We start from the raw sequence: 16430 nt of genomic DNA, 5'->3' as shown, positions 1-16430 counted from the left end.
AAATCGTGGTATTCTTAGCCATGAGAGATTCCTCCTCGTAAATGTTGGTGTGGTAACTTACATTTTACATGGAATCTCTCTTTTTTATTAGTTTTTTATAGGAAAATTTAGTTAATCAACAGACGTGCCATTTTTTATATTTCGCTCTTATTTTAATGTTAGCTTTATAGCAACTTAAACATGGCACGAGTAAATTGCATGTATATTAAATGCCCTCGAACGTTCGTAGGAACAAATCGAGGGTCTTTTTATCAATCTTCCCATTTTCGGGAACATATTAGTATGTCGGCTAAATTTGCTTATAATGAATTTTTCTTTAATTCCTATTTGAAAATTACATCTATTAACCTTGATAACGGATTCTTTCAACCAAAGTTGCTTTTTTCAGATTATGACTTAAAACAAAAGATAGTACAATCTGCAAGAAACTAACCACCAAAATCATCGCCAGAATAGGTATAAATGGAATATGGTAAACATTCATTCCAAATACGCCATTCACCTTCGCATAAGAAAAGAGTAGATATCCAATCGGTAATCCTACAACAAGAGAGACGAATATTGTTCCTAGTGTGAAAATCAAGCCTTGTAGCTGCAAGCTAATATTTAATTGCTTGTTCGTCATTCCAACAGCTTGCAATACGCCATATTCTTGTCTTTTTGTTATGATATTTATAATCATTGTATTGGCAAGATTCATAAATCCAATCAAGCCTGCAATTGCCATAAATAAATAACTTCCCAACTTCATCATGGTACTTGCGAATTCAGCTGTATGCAATTCATCATGGTAAGTTTTAAACTTGACATAAGATGTATCTGCAATTAGGTTTCTTACATTTTGCTCCACCGAAGCTACATCGCCTTCGTCCGTATCAATCCAGATATAGCCATAGGATACCCCTTCTGGCTGCATCGCTTGATAGACCTCCTCTGGGATGACAAGATAGGTATCCGCATTTGTAAATGCACCAGCAATATTTCCTTTATAAGTAAATTCTTCTGTCCCATTATCTAATTCAAAAGTCATCGGATTATTCAATGAATAGCCATCTGACGCCATCCACATAGACCAACCGAAGAAAACATCTCCATTTCTTACAGCCTCGTTATAATCCATTGGGCCAAGGTCGCCTTCATATCGCATCTTTTCAAAATCTTCTTTATTCACAATCGAGACGACCTGCTTTGAACCATTTATTTTTGCAACAGCAATTTCTCTCGTTAGCACTTTATTAACGCCTGGTATACGCTCAATTTCTGCAATAAGTGTGTCATTCAATGGATTCTTTTTAAGAATCGAATCCAGATTATTTTCTGGATAAGCTTCATCCCACTCATAAGAATAATCAAGCTTCAATTCAAATTGCCCGTGATTCATGCCTTTTCTTGCTTCGTATTCCGTATCGATATTTCCTACAAAGTTTGCGATAATCACAAATAATACACAAGAAAGACCCATTGTAAGAATCGTTCCGATTGTTCTTTTCTTATTACCAACTACATTTGCTATTGCCAAAGAGAATACAGATATATTTTTTTGGCCTTTCCGCATTCCATGGTTCTTTTTTGTTGAGTTTTCCAAATATCGTGTTGCTTCAATAGGAGATATTTTAAAAACAATTTTCATCGGCTTTCGAAGTGCTAATATCACTGTTAGCAATGAAATCAGAATACTAACTAGCATCAATTTGGCTGAAAATAATGGTACCTGACTATTTGGTATTCCAATAGATGCCATATTCCCTTGTTCGATTAACCAACCAAAGCTTACTTTTGCCATAAAAAATCCAAGTACCCATCCAATAGGTATTGAAGGCACTGAAAGAATCATACCTTCTCGAAAAATCAACTGTTTCATCTGCTTTTTTGTTGCACCTAAGGCTTTGATTTTTCCGTATTCCTGTATCTTTTGAGCGATACCCACTTGAAAAATATTATAGATAACAACAACCGAAAACAGCACAATCCCTAAGATTAGAATGCCACATACCGCAATCATTTCATAGCTCGGCTCTAGTGTCCAAGACAAGAAATAATCATTTACAATCAGGTTTTTGCTATCAATTCCGGAAGAATCTGCAATGTTCGTAAGCACTGAATCAATGTTATTCATAGAAACATGGACAGAATCATTCAATGTAAAATAGACATTGTATGCTCGCTCGTCTTCTACAAATTGACTATCATAAAAAGCGGAAGAAGTGAATACTATATAGGAAGACTTAGCTTTATATGCCTCTCGATCAAATAGAATGCCACTAACTACAAAATCTTGCTTACTATATTCCTCGTTCATTCCAGAACGATATTCAAGACGAATACTATCTCCAATTTTCACATGCTCATAGCCCTGCGACTTAAAGAAAGCTTTACTTGCAGCAATATCCTGTGGACCCTTTGGATAGGATCCTTCCGAAAGTAAATATTCTTGATTGTAAGGTAGCATTTCTCGGACATGCTCGTCTGCACTAACAAATGCGCCTTTCTCATTCCCTTTTAAGATACCTGCTGTAGACATCAGCCCAACCGTATCTATTTCAGCTCGTCGTTCGATTTCCTTTAACTGCGTATCATCTACAGATAAGAACAGTCCATAATTTCTTCCATATCTGTCCGCTGCATTTTCTTTTTGTAGGTTAATAACGCCATTTCCAATAGTGCTGATAATAGTAAGTAGCATTGTCGTTAAACAAATAGCAAATATGATAAGGATACTTCTCGTTTTATTCCGCTTGTTATTGTTGAATGCGATTTTAGTAATTGTATTCATCGGAAATCCACCACTTGTCCATCTTCAATGATTAAGATACGGTCTGCTACCTGTGCAATTTCATCATCATGTGTAATCATCACGATGGTCTGACCATATTTTTTTGCCGTCATTTTTAGCAGGCCAATTACTTCGTCGCTTGTTTTTGAATCAAGATTACCGGTTGGTTCATCTGCAAAAAGTATTTCTGGTTTTGTGATTAAGGCTCTTGCGATTGCGACTCGCTGCTGCTGTCCACCAGATAATGTATTCGGGAGGTTATGGATCCGATTCTCAATACCTAGTGTGGTAATGATGTCATTTGCATATACTTCATCGACTTTTTTTCCATCCAGCCCTAAAGGTAACACGATATTTTCCCAAACATTGATGGCTGAAACCAAATTATATGCTTGAAAAATAAAGCCGATTTTTCTTCTACGAAAAATTGCCAGTTGATCCTCGCTCATCTGATACATATCGTTTCCCGATAATAGAACTTTGCCTTCCGTTGGCATATCAAGTCCCCCAAGCATATGGAGTAGTGTGCTTTTGCCAGAGCCAGATTTACCTACAATGGCAACAAATTCCCCCCGATTAATCTTAATGCTTACATTATTTACTGCCTTCACTTGATTTTTATTTGTTCCATAAAACTTACTAAGTTGATTTGTTTCTAATATGACACTCATTTAACAGTCCTCCATGTTCTAATTTTGCTCCTATCTTATCAAGTGAATCTTTCATTTCACTTTCAAAAAAAATAGAAGTCTTACGGTTTCGTAAGACTTCTACTTTTTCTCTAGCAGTTGAATAACAAACTTACTGCCATGTCTATGATTAAATCCAACTTCCATGTCGAAATTAGAGGACACTGTTATCGTCCCATGATGTTGCTCGATAATTTCTCTTGAAAGAAATAATCCAATCCCAGAACCACTTTCTTCTTTTACTTCTGGCAGGGAGCCTCTGAAAAAGCGTTGAAATACCTTATGATATTCTTCCTTCGGTATACCAATCCCTTGGTCTTCAATCTCAATACGTACAATCCCAGTTCATCTCAATACGTACAATCCCAGTTCTTTTTTGTAATCGAATCGCTATTTCGGAATGAGTCGGGCTGTACTTAATAGCATTATCCAAAATGTTGATAAGTGCTTCACTCAACCATTTTTTGTCTTGCATAATCTCATAGTTTTCTAATGCTTCATCAAAGTCAAAAACTAACTCAATGTCCTTCTTTATTGCATTCGGATAGACACGATTCACAGCAGTAATTATTGTTTCTAAAAGAGGAAGCTTTTTTTTATCAATTTGAATTAATCCTACTTCCATTTTTGAAATCTGCAATAATGATTGCAGCAGTACTTCCAAACCGTCTAATGCATTTCTACACCTTATTCGAAACTCTTTTTGTTCTTCTTCACTTAGATTATCTCGAAGCAATACACTAAAACAGGCATCTAATGCTGCGACGGGGGTTTTTAATTGATGCGATATATCAGAAACCAGCTCTTTCGTTCCTTCCTTTTCCAATCGCGCTTCTTCTTTCAGCAACTTCATATAATGTCCAAGTACATCCAATTGATATTTGATTTTTTCCTGCTCATCTTCATCGTCATCATCTAGTTCCAGTATTACTTCATAATTGTTTTCTCGAAAATTCACAAGTGTGTTTTCTATTTGCAAAAATCTGGCTTTATCCTTTTGTAGGATCATTCTTTGCCAAAGCCATAACAAAGAAAAAAGTATGACAAACAAAAAGAATGTGCCACCCGCTGTTACCGCTATGTTCTGTAAGAACTGTTGATATAAAACATTCTCAACATTCTTCAAATAACCATACTTCTCCAGCAACTGTTTTCCTTGTTCTATCGAATCTAAATTGTTATCTTTTAGAATATCTATCACAATATCAACTCCATCTTGCCCAGATTTAGTAGCGATCTCTGCCAAGATGTTCATGCTGTTATTGTAATTCTGGTAATATACCCATGTTGTCAAACAGTTGCTAAAAATATATGCAAACATGACTATGCTTATTAGCTGTAGGATTTGTTGTTTCTTTCGTTTTCCTCTTGCCACCAGATTAACCCACTTCCTGATTCCATACATAACCAAGTCCCCGTATGTTTTTCAAATACACTGGCTTTGCTGGATCTTCTTCAATTTTTTCACGAAGCCTCCGCACATTCACAGCAACTGTATTCTCATCTACAAATTCTCCATCAATATCAAATATATTTTCTAATATCTGCTTTTTAGAAAGAACCTGCTTTGGATATTTCAAAAATAAAGTAAGCATCTTCCATTCGTTCTTCGTCAATACCACTTCCTTGCCTTTGACCAGAACTTTCATCTCTCTTGGAAGCACTCGAATGTCCCTTGATATTATTTCATTTTCTTCATTACTGCTTTTGATACGATTGAAATAGGCTTCAATTTTTAGAAGCAGTACGGATAGGCTGAAAGGTTTCGTGATATAATCATCAGCACCCGCTTCATACCCCATTACCTGACTTATCTCTTGGTCTAATGCAGTAAGACAAATAATATATGTCTTATTTTGCTGCCTCATCCACTTTATAAAATCAAGCCCATTTCCGTCCGGAAGATTTATATCACAAATAACGAGATCAATTTTATTAACAACAGCTACACTTTTTGCAGCTTGTATTGTTTCAGCAGAAAAAACAATATTTCCAGATTTTTCCAAAGAAAATGTTATTCCTCGATTTACATTTACATCATCTTCTAAAACCAATATACTTGACATAATATCACCCCTAATAGCGTTTTACATATGTAAGTTAATGTAATATCTTAACTGTTCTATCATAGCATAGAAGAAACCCACCAACTTTGAAAAAAGATTAATCAAAGTTAGTGAGTTTACTTTTAAAAAGATTCTAATTTTATAAAAAAGATTGATTAAAACTTAGTTTGTAAAAGGATATCGTTCTCTGAATCTATTACTTCATACATTTTATTTTTAGGATTCACTTGCTCAAATAAACTCTCTAGAATATTCTTTTTACTCTTACTTAATGAAATACCTTCACGTTCTAAAGCTTTTTTATCTACTTCACCGGTATTTAAATACCATTTATCATCAGTATATCTCAATAAAGAAGGTCTAAATATGTAAAATTTATCCTTAGTATCCAAGATAAAATAGTTCTCTATTCTTGCTCTTTTTATTTCTACAATGGAGTCTATCACTCCTATGCTTTCTTTATAAAGGAAATGTTCATTTATTAATTTACTCAATATTTTATACATTTGATTGAGTTCTCTATAAATATATTCAGAGGGAACATGTTGATTAGGAATCTGTTCATACAATTCTAGATTATTTTCTGCTCTTACTAAACCCTCGTCGTTTAAAACTTGCTTCCAAAATCCACTTTTCAATTTTAGATGTTTTTGTTCGTTTTGACATAAAAAAACACCCCTTTAGACAAATATAATCTAAAAGGGTGAAACGGTGCAACTTTTTTAAAATAGGTAGAACTTTATTTCAAACGGTATATCTTTTTTATAAACGGTACGACTTTATTTCAAAACTACAAAGGCGATGGATGGCTTTCTATTTTTATTCTACTGTTACGCTTTTCGCAAGATTACGTGGTTTATCCACGTCACAGCGACGGTGTAATGCGGCGTAATAACTAATAAGTTGTAGTGGTACTACAGCTACAAGCGGTGTTAAAAGCTCATGTACATGCGGTATAACAAGCTGGTCGCCTTCCTCGGCAAGCCCCTCCATCGCAATAATGCACGCATTAGCGCCACGCGCAGCAACCTCTTTAACATTACCACGAATGTTTAAAGCTACCGCTTCTTGTGTAACTAAGGCAAACACTGGTGTGCCTTCTTCAATTAAAGCAATGGTACCATGCTTAAGCTCGCCACCTGCAAAGCCCTCAGCTTGAATGTACGAAATCTCTTTTAGTTTGAGCGCGCCTTCCATTGCTACGTAATAATCCATATTGCGTCCAATAAAGAAAGCATTGCGTGCAATCGTTAAGTAATCAAGCGCAATCGTTTCGATGTCGTGTTTGGCATCGACCATCACTTGAATCGCGTTGGCTGCAATCGCTAACTCTTTTTTTAACTCAAAATCAATAGCTTGCTTAATGGCATAAGCTGCGATAGCAAGCACAGCAATTTGCGCGACATAGGCCTTTGTCGAAGCAACAGCAATCTCAGGACCTGCGTGTAGTAATAATGTATAATCCGCTTCACGCGATAGCGTAGAACCTTGGACGTTTGTAATTGTTAATGCCTTATGCCCTAGCTCCTTAACTTTCACTAGTACTTGGCGGCTGTCGGCTGTTTCGCCTGATTGTGTAATAAAAATAAATAACGGCTTCTCTGATAGCAGCGGCATATTGTAACCAAATTCACTTGAAATATGCACCTCAACAGGTTTTTTAGCAATTTTTTCGAAGTATTGTTTACCTACTAAACCAGCGTGATAACTTGTACCTGCTGCAATAATATACAGACGGTCTGCTTGTTGCAACGCCTCTTTAATTGCTGGGTCAATTACAAGCTCGCCCGCTTCGTTTTCATAGGCTTTCGTAATTTTACGAATAACGCTAGGCTGCTCATCCATTTCTTTTAGCATATAGTGAGGGTATGCCCCTTTTTCGATGTCACTCATATCAAGCTCTACTGTATAAGGCTCACGCGCTAGCACCGTACCTTCGAGTGTTGTAATTGTAATCGCGTCTTTCGTTACAATAACGACCTCTTTATCATGTAGCTCCATGTATTGATCTGTTACTTGTAGCATTGCCATCGCGTCAGATGCAATGACATTAAAGCCGTCACCTAACCCTACAAGGAGTGGGCTTTTATTTTTCGCTACAAAAATAGTTTCAGTATCCTCATCATCTAATAGTGCTACAGCATATGAGCCATGTAGCAGGCTTAATGTTTTACGGAAGGCATCCTCTGTTGAAAGACCCTCCGATACAAATAAATCAATCAACTGTACAATAACTTCTGTATCTGTATCCGATTGTAATTGAATACCTTTTAAATAAGTGGCTTGTAACAGGTGATAGTTTTCGATTACACCGTTATGCACAATCGTAAAACGACCTGATGCACTTTGGTGAGGATGTGCATTTAAGCGGTTAGGTACACCATGTGTTGCCCAACGTGTATGCCCAATGCCAATCGTTGCCTCTACATCCCAATTAATCGCTTCTCGTAAATCAGCAATGCGGCCCTTCTCTTTAAATAGCGTAATGCCTTCATCATTATGAACGGCAATACCTGCTGAGTCGTACCCGCGATACTCTAATTTTTCGAGACCTTTTACTAAAATTTCCTTAGCATCTACACTTCCTGCATATCCAACAATTCCACACATAATAATCCCTCAATTTCGTTATATTATATGCATGCGTCACTGACCTGTACGCCTAGTCACCTAGTCGCTTTACAGTGCGCTAACGATTGCTTAACCGAGAGGCATCCGCCGAATGATTCGATAAACCTCTTCCTCGTCTACTAAGGTTACTTATTTCCTTAGTACTGGCGCTATAATTGTTTTCCTATATTATGTCCTCCTTGTATTTTGACTAGCATATCATACAAAATCCGATAAGCTACGTCAATAAAAAAAGCGGCCTATGCGTGCGCATAAGCCGCTTCACTGTAAATTAGCCTAATAACTTAACGATTTCGCGGTTAAACGCTGGTAAATCGTCTGGTGTTCGGCTAGTAACTAATTGATTTTGACAAACAAATACTTCTTCATCATGGAACTTAGCACCGGCATTTTCTAAATCAACTTGAATCGATTTATAACCCGTTGCATCTCGTCCATCTAATGTACGTGCAGTGATTAATAACTGTGGTCCATGACAAATTGCGAAGACTGGCTTCATATCATCCATAAACGTTTTAACAAATGCTACTACACGGTCATCCGCGCGTAAAATGTCTGGTGAAAAGCCACCTGGGATAAATAATGCATCAAAACCTTTTGCATCTACGTCATCAATACCTTTATCAATAACGATTTTTTCACCATGCTTACCTTCTACTGTACCTGCTTTAACGTCGATAGTGACAAGCTCATGTCCTGCTTTTTCTAGTGCTTCTTTCGGGCTCGTATACTCAACGTCCTCAACCATGTTAGTTACTACTGTTGCGATCTTTGCCATAATAATTAGCACTCCTTTGTTTTGTGACTACAGTACTTACTTTACCCCACAAAAAAGCATCGAAACATAAAATGTCTCGATGCTAGTCCTGGTTATTCAGCTAAGCCCATCTCTGAACGTACTACGTCAGCGATTTCGTTTACATAGTTTTCGCAGTCTGTTTCTGTTGCCGCTTCGACCATAACACGCACTAGAGGCTCTGTACCTGATGCACGTACTAATACACGACCATCGCCAGCCATACGCGCTTCAACCTCGCTAATAACAGCAGCTACTTTAGCATTATCTGTTACCGCATGTTTATCTGTTACACGTACATTTACTAGACGTTGCGGGAAGATTGTCATTTCCGCTGCAAGCTCAGATAACTTTTTACCTGTTTCTTTCATAATTGCTACAAGCTGAATGCCTGTAAGTAAACCATCACCTGTTGTATTGTAATCTAAAAATACAATATGACCTGATTGCTCGCCGCCAAAGTTGTAATTATTTTTACGCATTTCTTCTACTACATAACGGTCACCTACGCCTGTTTGAACGCTAGTCATACCGTTTGCCTCAACTGCTTTATAAAAGCCCATATTGCTCATTACTGTCGAAACTACTGTGTGTTTCTTTAACATACCTTTATCATTTAAATGCTTACCTACGATAAACATAATTTGGTCGCCGTCAACAATTGCGCCGTTTTCGTCAACTGCAATAATACGGTCACCATCACCATCAAACGCTAAACCTACATCCGCGCCGCGCTCTTGTACAAACTCTGCTAGCTTCTCAGGATGTGTAGAGCCAACGCCCTCATTAATATTTAGGCCATTAGGTGAAGTGCCCATTGTCGAAATATCAGCTTCTAAATCTGCAAATAAATGTGCCGCTAAGCCTGATGTTGCACCATGTGCACAATCTAGCGCGACATGAATATTCATAAACTCTACATCTACAGATTGCTTTAAATAGTGTAAATATTTTTGTCCACCTTCGAAATAATCCGTTACAGCACCTAATTCGGCACCTGTTGGGCGTGGTAAGTCATCGATTTCTTTTTCTAATAAAGCTTCCATCTCTTGTTCTTGTTCGTCAGTTAGCTTAAAACCATCTGCTCCGAAAAATTTAATACCGTTATCAGCTACAGGGTTATGAGATGCTGAAATCATAATACCCGCTTCTGCATTCATAATACGTGTTAAGTATGCTACTCCTGGTGTACTAATGACACCAAGACGCATTACTTCTACACCGATGGATAAGAGGCCTGCTACAAGTGCACCCTCTAACATTTCGCCAGAGATGCGTGTATCGCGACCAATCATCACTTTTGCGCGTCCCTCAGCATGCTTGGTTAACATATACCCGCCTGCACGCCCTAATTTAAACGCTAGTTCAGGTGTTAGCTCAGTATTAGCCACGCCACGAACACCATCTGTTCCAAAATATTTACCCATTGTATTTTCTCTCCTTCAGTATCGACTTCTTCTTACATTTATTATTCGGTTTGTTCCGCTTTAGAAATCTGTACTTTTACCTTAATGGCTTCTGTCCCTAATTTCGAAACCCCCTCAGGTTTCGCTACGGGTACTGTATAGGTTTTCGACTCTATAAATTTTGAGACGTCTACACTCACATCAATTGTCGTAATCGCATCAACAATCGACTTCGCCCCATATACAGTAATAAAACGTTGTTCTGCTTTTATTTCATCTAATTGAAGATCTGCCTTTACTTTACCCTTTTGAATTAAATTAATCGGGATATCTCTACTATATTCACTAATTTCTATCGCCACATTCACTGTTTTAGGGTTCACTTCTACATCTAATTTATTAAGTTCTTTGTCAAGTACGCGTACATCTGCATCCTGTGTAAAGTTTTCCTTACTAGCATCTCCTGCGACTGTAGCTTTCACATAGCTAATACTATCAATCGCGCTTTTTGCTCCTGTAATAAACACATTTGCCGGCTCTACTGTTAAACCTTTTAATACATAGCCTTCCGCAATTGTTTGGCGGTTCATCTCAGCTTCTACTTTAAACTCTTTCGTCACACGTTCCTCAATTACAATGTCTGCCGTGCCTGGATCTAGCTCTACGTCTAATTTGCGTGAAATATTTTCATATTGTAGTTTGACAGTATGTTCACCAATTAATAAGCGATTTAAATCCATAAATACTTTAAAGTCCCTCGAAGCTTTTACTTTTAATACATCTTGTGTTGGTCCTTTAATCCGAACATCTACAACTGAAGGAATTCCTGCGACAATCACATTGTCCTTATCGTAGTAAACTTCTACCGGAACATCACGAATCACATCTTCTTGTTCATTAACGGTTAATCGTTCGTTAGAATTAATTTCTGAACGCACCGAAAAAAATAATAAAATCGCAAGTGCTAATGATGTAATACGTAGCACCCATGGGCTATCTATCATTTTATCCATTACGATTCCCCCTTATTGACCACTTAGAAGAAGTAGTAGTCTCAGCTTTAGGGCCAAACCATAATAAACGCAACAGCTCTTCAAATTGTTCAATCGTTAAATTGCGATTTAAATTACCGTTTGTCGCAATGCTAATACCACCTGTTTCCTCAGATACTACAATCGTAATCGCATCCGTAACTTCACTTAAACCAAGTGCTGCACGGTGGCGTGTCCCTAGCTCTTTAGAGATGAAGGGGTTTTCAGATAACGGTAAGTAGCACGCCGCTGCCATAATTTTTTTGCGCTGAATAATAACGGCCCCATCATGTAGTGGTGTATTAGGGATAAATATATTAATCAGCAGCTCAGACGTAATATCTGCATCTGTATTAATACCCGTTTCGATATACTCATTTAAACCTGTCTCTTTTTCAATGGAGATTAACGCTCCAATACGTCGTTTCGCCATATAGCTTACCGACTTTTTCATTGCTTCTATTAAGCGTGCTTGTTCCTCTTCTTCTTGACTAGCAGAACGCTGGAATAGCTTCCCTCGCCCTAGTTGTTCTAAAGCTCGACGTATCTCTGGTTGGAAAATAATAATAATTGTTAAAAAACCAAAATTGATAACTTGTTTTAATAGCCACTCTAATGTTTCTAGGCCAAAAAACCATGTGCCTATGCGTGCAATTACAATAACGAAAATTCCTTTTAATAATTGTACAGCTTTAGTTCCTTTAATAAGCGTTAACACTTTATAAAGAACGTACCACACTAAGGCGATATCAATAATATTTACGACGATTCCTAGCGGTGCTAATTCTGTGAAGTTTTCAAATAATTGCATGTGGCATCCCCCACTTTTCTCACGAATCCGTACAAACGTCATTATAGCACATTCTTACGCACGAATAAAAAAGCAAAGTCGAGGAATATTCGACTTTGCTTCTATTCATCATCTATTGTTGTATCTAGTGTAAACACATCATTTACTAATGTTTTCACCTTATACCATAACCATTCAAATGATTCATTAATTTCGTCAATTTGACCGCTTACCATTGCTGTCGAAGCCATATAACGACCATTAATAACCGTAATGTTTCCGTCTACTTCGCCTTCTACTACAATATCACCATTACGCACGACAATATCACCTTTTACAACTTCGCCTTTGGGCACAATAACTGTCTGCCCATCCACCACCAAGTTAGGTTGCTTCGTTACAGAAAACTGTTGATCGTCATTAAAATGGCTAAATAAAGCCGCACTCATAAACAAACAAAAAACAGCTGCTGCTATTAAAAATGGGTGTTGACGCAACCATTTTTGTACACCAAAGCGCGTTTTTGGCTTTGGTAACTGAGCCATGATCATCGCCTCTAAATTTTTAGGCGTTTCAACTTGCGCTGCACTTTTAACAAAAGCAATCGTGTCACTTAACTCATGCATATGTTGTTGGCAAGCACTGCATTCTTGCAAGTGCTTCTTTAGCTCTTGCTCATGCTCACGGCTAATGTCTCCGTCTAAATAATTGTGCATATGTTCTACAATATACTCAGGACAAGTACCCATGACGCTCCCCCTCTACAAATTCTTCAACTGCTTACGCAACGCCTCACGACCACGGTGAAGTCTTGTTTTCACAGTACCAATTGGCATATCTACAATTTCACTAATTTCTTGTAAAGATAACTCTTCTATATATTTCAGAACTATGATCATTCGATACTTTTCAGGTAAGCGACTAATTTCATAATGCACGCGCTCCTGTAGCTCCATCTCCTCCACTTGTTCAACTGGTAATGGTTCATTTGTGGCAATCTGCGAATACATATTCAACCCTTCAGTACCAGCTACTTCAGCATCTAAGTAATAGTCTGGCTTCTTTTTTCGAATGCGGTCAATACATAAATTCGTAGCTATGCGATATAACCATGTTGAAAACTTTCTCTTTTGATCAAAAGTATGCAAGTTAATATAGGCCCGTACAAACGCTTCTTGCGTAATATCCTCTGCCTCTTGCTTATTACCGAGCATGCGATAGCATACTTGATACAGTCTACTCTGATAGAGGCTCACGATATCAGCAAATGCGTTTTGATCGCCTTTAAGCACTTGTTTTATTCGTTTATTCAATAACGCATCCATTCGTGTCTTCCTCTCCAACTTAGCACTGTCTACTATATGATACGGTCACGTGACAGTAAAGTTTCATTTTTCCCGCGATTATATCAAATTTTATTAACGAAAGAGGCATCCTTACACTTTCTTTATATAATAACGAATAAAAAAAGAACTTCGTCCATAATGACGAAGTTCTTTAATAGTGAGCCATGCAGGATTCGAACCTGCGACCCCCTGATTAAAAGTCAGGTGCTCTACCAACTGAGCTAATGGCTCTTTATAAAATAAAAAAATGGCTGGGGTACTAGGATTCGAACCTAGGGAATGACGGAATCAAAATCCGCTGCCTTACCACTTGGCTATACCCCATTCATTTTATAAAACTGGTGGAGAGGGGCGGATTCGAACCGCCGAACCCTAAGGAGCGGATTTACAGTCCGCCGCGTTTAGCCACTTCGCTACCTCTCCGGGCTACTATGAGTTAATGGTGGAGAATGACGGGCTCGAACCGCCGACCCTCTGCTTGTAAGGCAGATGCTCTCCCAGCTGAGCTAATTCTCCATAATGCTACGCTCATAGTATAGGCTAATTAAAATGGTGACCCCTACGGGATTCGAACCCGTGTTACCGCCGTGAAAGGGCGGTGTCTTAACCGCTTGACCAAGGGGCCTCTCAAACAAGACAAGATTTATTATAACGCAGTAATTTTTTTTTTGCAAGACTTTTTTTAATAAAATAAGCAAAAAAAATGGCTCCGAAGGTAGGACTCGAACCTACGACCGATCGGTTAACAGCCGATTGCTCTACCACTGAGCTACTTCGGAACAATGTAGTATCTTAAGCACAAATATTATTATAACAAGCCATTTTAAATTTTCAACCTTTTATTCAATTTTTCTCGATAATTTTTCATTTTGAAATTTTAATCTTCTTTTTTATTATTACATCGAAATAGTATATTTAAAATAGTTTTGCGAAATGAACAAATATTTCTGCTTAACGTTCATTTTATCTTGACTTAGTTTTTACGGTACTGATACAATTAACGCAAATCTATAGTGTTGGAATTTTCTAAATTTAATAGGTGATTCATAAAGGGGTAATAATTTATCATGATAATCCTTAAGGAGCGACACTACAATTACTATATCTTAGGGGGTTTTTAAATGACAGAAATTAATTTAACCGCGCCGGAGCAATATAATATTACGCAAGAAGTTGAAAAATTTGCGCACCTCGACACGCGTGATGCAATCCGTTGGCTAAATGATACAGGAGAAAGACAAAACATTTCATATAAACAATTAGTAGAAAAAATGAATCAATATGCCAATGCGTTAACACAAGCTGGCTTAAAAGCTGGCGATCGTATGCTTGTAATTATTCCACGTTTACCTGAAGCCTATTATATTTTCCTAGGTGCTCTAAAGGCTGGTATCGTACCTATTTCATGTTCTGAGATGTTGCGCGCTAAAGATTTACAATATCGAATGGAGCATGCAAGTGCGAGCGGAATTGTTTCTTATCATCTCTTCACAGATGAAGTGGATAAAATCGACAGCAGCATAGATGCAATGAATATTAAATTGGTCATTGGTACTGCTAAAGACAACTGGCTGTCTCTTAATGAGCAAGCACTCAGTCAATCTACACAGTTTGAAGCAGCGCCTACTAAAAGCAGTGATATGGCTTTCTTAGCCTACACTTCGGGTACGACTGGTAACCCTAAGGCAGCCGTACATTCACATAGCTGGGGCTATGCCCATGTACGCACAGCAGCAACGAGCTGGCTTTGTGTACGAGAGGGTGATTTAGTATGGGCGACAGCAGCGCCTGGTTGGCAGAAATGGATTTGGAGCCCCTTCTTATCGACTATTATGTTAGGTGCTACAGCATTCGTTTATCACGGTGGCTTTGACGTAACTAAATATTTACAACTACTACAAGACGAAAAAATTAATGTGTTATGCTGCACGCCGACAGAATATCGCATTATGGCAAAAGTAGAAAATTTAAGTTCTTATAACTTATCTCAATTACGTAGCGCTGTTTCAGCTGGTGAGCCACTTAATCGCCCAGTCATCGAAACTTTCCAAAAGCTCTTTAATTTAAAAGTGCGCGATGGTTACGGACAAACAGAAAATACATTATTAGTAGGCACATTAGAAGATACTGAATTACGTCCAGGCTCTATGGGAGTTCCAACGCCTGGTAACCGCGTATGTATTATCGATAGTGAGGGCAATGAAACAGCTGTTGGTCAAGTTGGTGATATCGCTGTACATCGTTCAACACCAGCATTATTTAAAGAATACTATCGCGACCCTGAACGCACACAAGCAGCTTTTAGAGGTGATTGGTATATTACAGGAGATCAAGCTTACCGTGATGAAGACGGCTACTTTTGGTTTGAAGGGCGTGGAGATGATATTATTATTTCTTCAGGATATACAATTGGCCCATTTGAAGTAGAAGATGCTTTAAATAAACACGCCTCTGTTCAAGAGTGTGCAGTAGTTGCAGCACCTGATGAAATTCGAGGAAATATCGTTAAAGCTTTCGTCGTATTACGTGAAGGCTTTAAAGCTTCTGATAACTTAGCTAAAGACCTACAAGAGCATGTAAAAGAGCTAACAGCCCCTTACAAATACCCTCGTAGCATAGTCTTCTTAGATGAGCTACCTAAAACGACATCCGGAAAAATTCGTCGCGTAGAATTACGTGCACAACATTAATAAAATTATCCATCATAAAGTTGAGGTTGTCTTCTCAACTTTATGATGGGTTTTCAAAACAAAAAAACGAGCAACTCCTAAGAGTTACTCGTTTTTTCTATTGCCTAGCGATGTTCTACTCTCGCAGGGGCTAACCCCAACTACCATCGACGCTAAAGAGCTTAACTTCCGTGTTCGGTATGGGAACGGGTGTGACCTCTTTGCCATTATCA

General features: G+C 38.0%; 14 protein-coding genes, 6 tRNA genes and 1 rRNA gene. 1 reads left to right on the top strand and 20 read right to left on the bottom strand.

Annotated features, from left to right (window positions below):
* Positions 1–343: 343 nt before the first annotated feature.
* The 19 genes from DDE80_RS11875 to DDE80_RS11790 form a co-directional block, all read right to left on the bottom strand.
* The gene (locus DDE80_RS11875) at positions 344–2773 is read right to left on the bottom strand and encodes an ABC transporter permease (protein WP_108307989.1); all 2430 of its coding nucleotides are present in this window, start codon (positions 2771–2773) and stop codon (positions 344–346) included.
* On the bottom strand, positions 2770–3444 hold the full coding sequence (locus DDE80_RS11870; RefSeq protein WP_108307987.1) for an ABC transporter ATP-binding protein: 675 nt from the start codon (positions 3442–3444) through the stop codon (positions 2770–2772). The genes DDE80_RS11875 and DDE80_RS11870 overlap by 4 nt, the downstream gene beginning before the upstream one ends.
* A 99-nt stretch (positions 3445–3543) precedes the next feature.
* A complete protein-coding gene (locus DDE80_RS15760) occupies positions 3544–3765 on the bottom strand; it encodes an ATP-binding protein (RefSeq protein ID WP_427901811.1) in 222 nt (73 codons plus the stop codon).
* 22 nt (positions 3766–3787) lie between these two features.
* Positions 3788–4837 (bottom strand): sensor histidine kinase, encoded by a 1050-nt coding sequence (locus DDE80_RS11865; protein ID WP_201261532.1) that lies wholly within the window; start codon positions 4835–4837, stop codon positions 3788–3790.
* Between the two features lie 4 nt (positions 4838–4841).
* Positions 4842–5528 (bottom strand): response regulator transcription factor, encoded by a 687-nt coding sequence (locus DDE80_RS11860; RefSeq protein ID WP_108307985.1) that lies wholly within the window; start codon positions 5526–5528, stop codon positions 4842–4844.
* A 155-nt stretch (positions 5529–5683) separates the two neighbouring features.
* The gene (locus DDE80_RS11855) at positions 5684–6166 is read right to left on the bottom strand and encodes a hypothetical protein (RefSeq protein WP_108307983.1); all 483 of its coding nucleotides are present in this window, start codon (positions 6164–6166) and stop codon (positions 5684–5686) included.
* 181 nt (positions 6167–6347) lie between these two features.
* Positions 6348–8138, bottom strand: coding sequence for a glutamine--fructose-6-phosphate transaminase (isomerizing) (glmS, locus tag DDE80_RS11850; protein WP_108307981.1), 1791 nt, complete (start codon positions 8136–8138; stop codon positions 6348–6350).
* 292 nt (positions 8139–8430) lie between these two features.
* Complete coding sequence (locus tag DDE80_RS11845; RefSeq protein ID WP_108307979.1) at positions 8431–8937, bottom strand: type 1 glutamine amidotransferase domain-containing protein; 507 nt, start codon at positions 8935–8937, stop codon at positions 8431–8433.
* Positions 8938–9029: 92 nt separating this feature from the next.
* A complete protein-coding gene (glmM, locus tag DDE80_RS11840; RefSeq protein ID WP_108307977.1) occupies positions 9030–10382 on the bottom strand; it encodes a phosphoglucosamine mutase in 1353 nt (450 codons plus the stop codon).
* Positions 10383–10423: 41 nt separating this feature from the next.
* Positions 10424–11374, bottom strand: a complete 951-nt coding sequence (locus DDE80_RS11835; RefSeq protein ID WP_108307975.1) for a CdaR family protein — start codon at positions 11372–11374, stop codon at positions 10424–10426.
* On the bottom strand, positions 11367–12203 hold the full coding sequence (gene cdaA, locus DDE80_RS11830; protein WP_108307974.1) for a diadenylate cyclase CdaA: 837 nt from the start codon (positions 12201–12203) through the stop codon (positions 11367–11369). The genes DDE80_RS11835 and cdaA overlap by 8 nt, the downstream gene beginning before the upstream one ends.
* 101 nt (positions 12204–12304) lie before the next feature.
* The gene (locus DDE80_RS11825) at positions 12305–12931 is read right to left on the bottom strand and encodes an anti-sigma factor family protein (RefSeq protein ID WP_108307972.1); all 627 of its coding nucleotides are present in this window, start codon (positions 12929–12931) and stop codon (positions 12305–12307) included.
* Between the two features lie 12 nt (positions 12932–12943).
* On the bottom strand, positions 12944–13507 hold the full coding sequence (sigW, locus tag DDE80_RS11820; RefSeq protein WP_108307970.1) for an RNA polymerase sigma factor SigW: 564 nt from the start codon (positions 13505–13507) through the stop codon (positions 12944–12946).
* A gap of 179 nt (positions 13508–13686) precedes the next feature.
* A tRNA-Lys gene (locus DDE80_RS11815) sits at positions 13687–13759 on the bottom strand.
* A 17-nt stretch (positions 13760–13776) separates the two neighbouring features.
* Positions 13777–13852 (bottom strand) — tRNA-Gln (locus tag DDE80_RS11810).
* Between the two features lie 15 nt (positions 13853–13867).
* Positions 13868–13951, bottom strand: a tRNA-Tyr gene (locus tag DDE80_RS11805).
* Positions 13952–13968: 17 nt separating this feature from the next.
* Positions 13969–14044, bottom strand: a tRNA-Val gene (locus DDE80_RS11800).
* Positions 14045–14078: 34 nt separating this feature from the next.
* A tRNA-Glu gene (locus DDE80_RS11795) sits at positions 14079–14153 on the bottom strand.
* Between the two features lie 79 nt (positions 14154–14232).
* A tRNA-Asn gene (locus DDE80_RS11790) sits at positions 14233–14307 on the bottom strand.
* Between the two features lie 342 nt (positions 14308–14649).
* On the opposite strand from DDE80_RS11790, the gene mbcS reads away from it, so the two are divergent.
* The gene (gene mbcS / locus DDE80_RS11785) at positions 14650–16218 is read left to right on the top strand and encodes an acyl-CoA synthetase MbcS (RefSeq protein WP_108307969.1); all 1569 of its coding nucleotides are present in this window, start codon (positions 14650–14652) and stop codon (positions 16216–16218) included.
* 102 nt (positions 16219–16320) lie between these two features.
* Here mbcS and rrf read toward each other — a convergent pair.
* Positions 16321–16430: ribosomal RNA gene (gene rrf / locus DDE80_RS11780) — 5S ribosomal RNA — on the bottom strand; the annotation flags it as partial.

The sequence above is a fragment of the Metalysinibacillus jejuensis genome, from assembly GCF_003057615.1.
Classification (GTDB): domain Bacteria; phylum Bacillota; class Bacilli; order Bacillales_A; family Planococcaceae; genus Metalysinibacillus; species Metalysinibacillus jejuensis.
The sequence above is the reverse complement of the archived record's forward strand: the minus strand, read 5'-3'. Positions and strand labels throughout refer to the sequence as shown.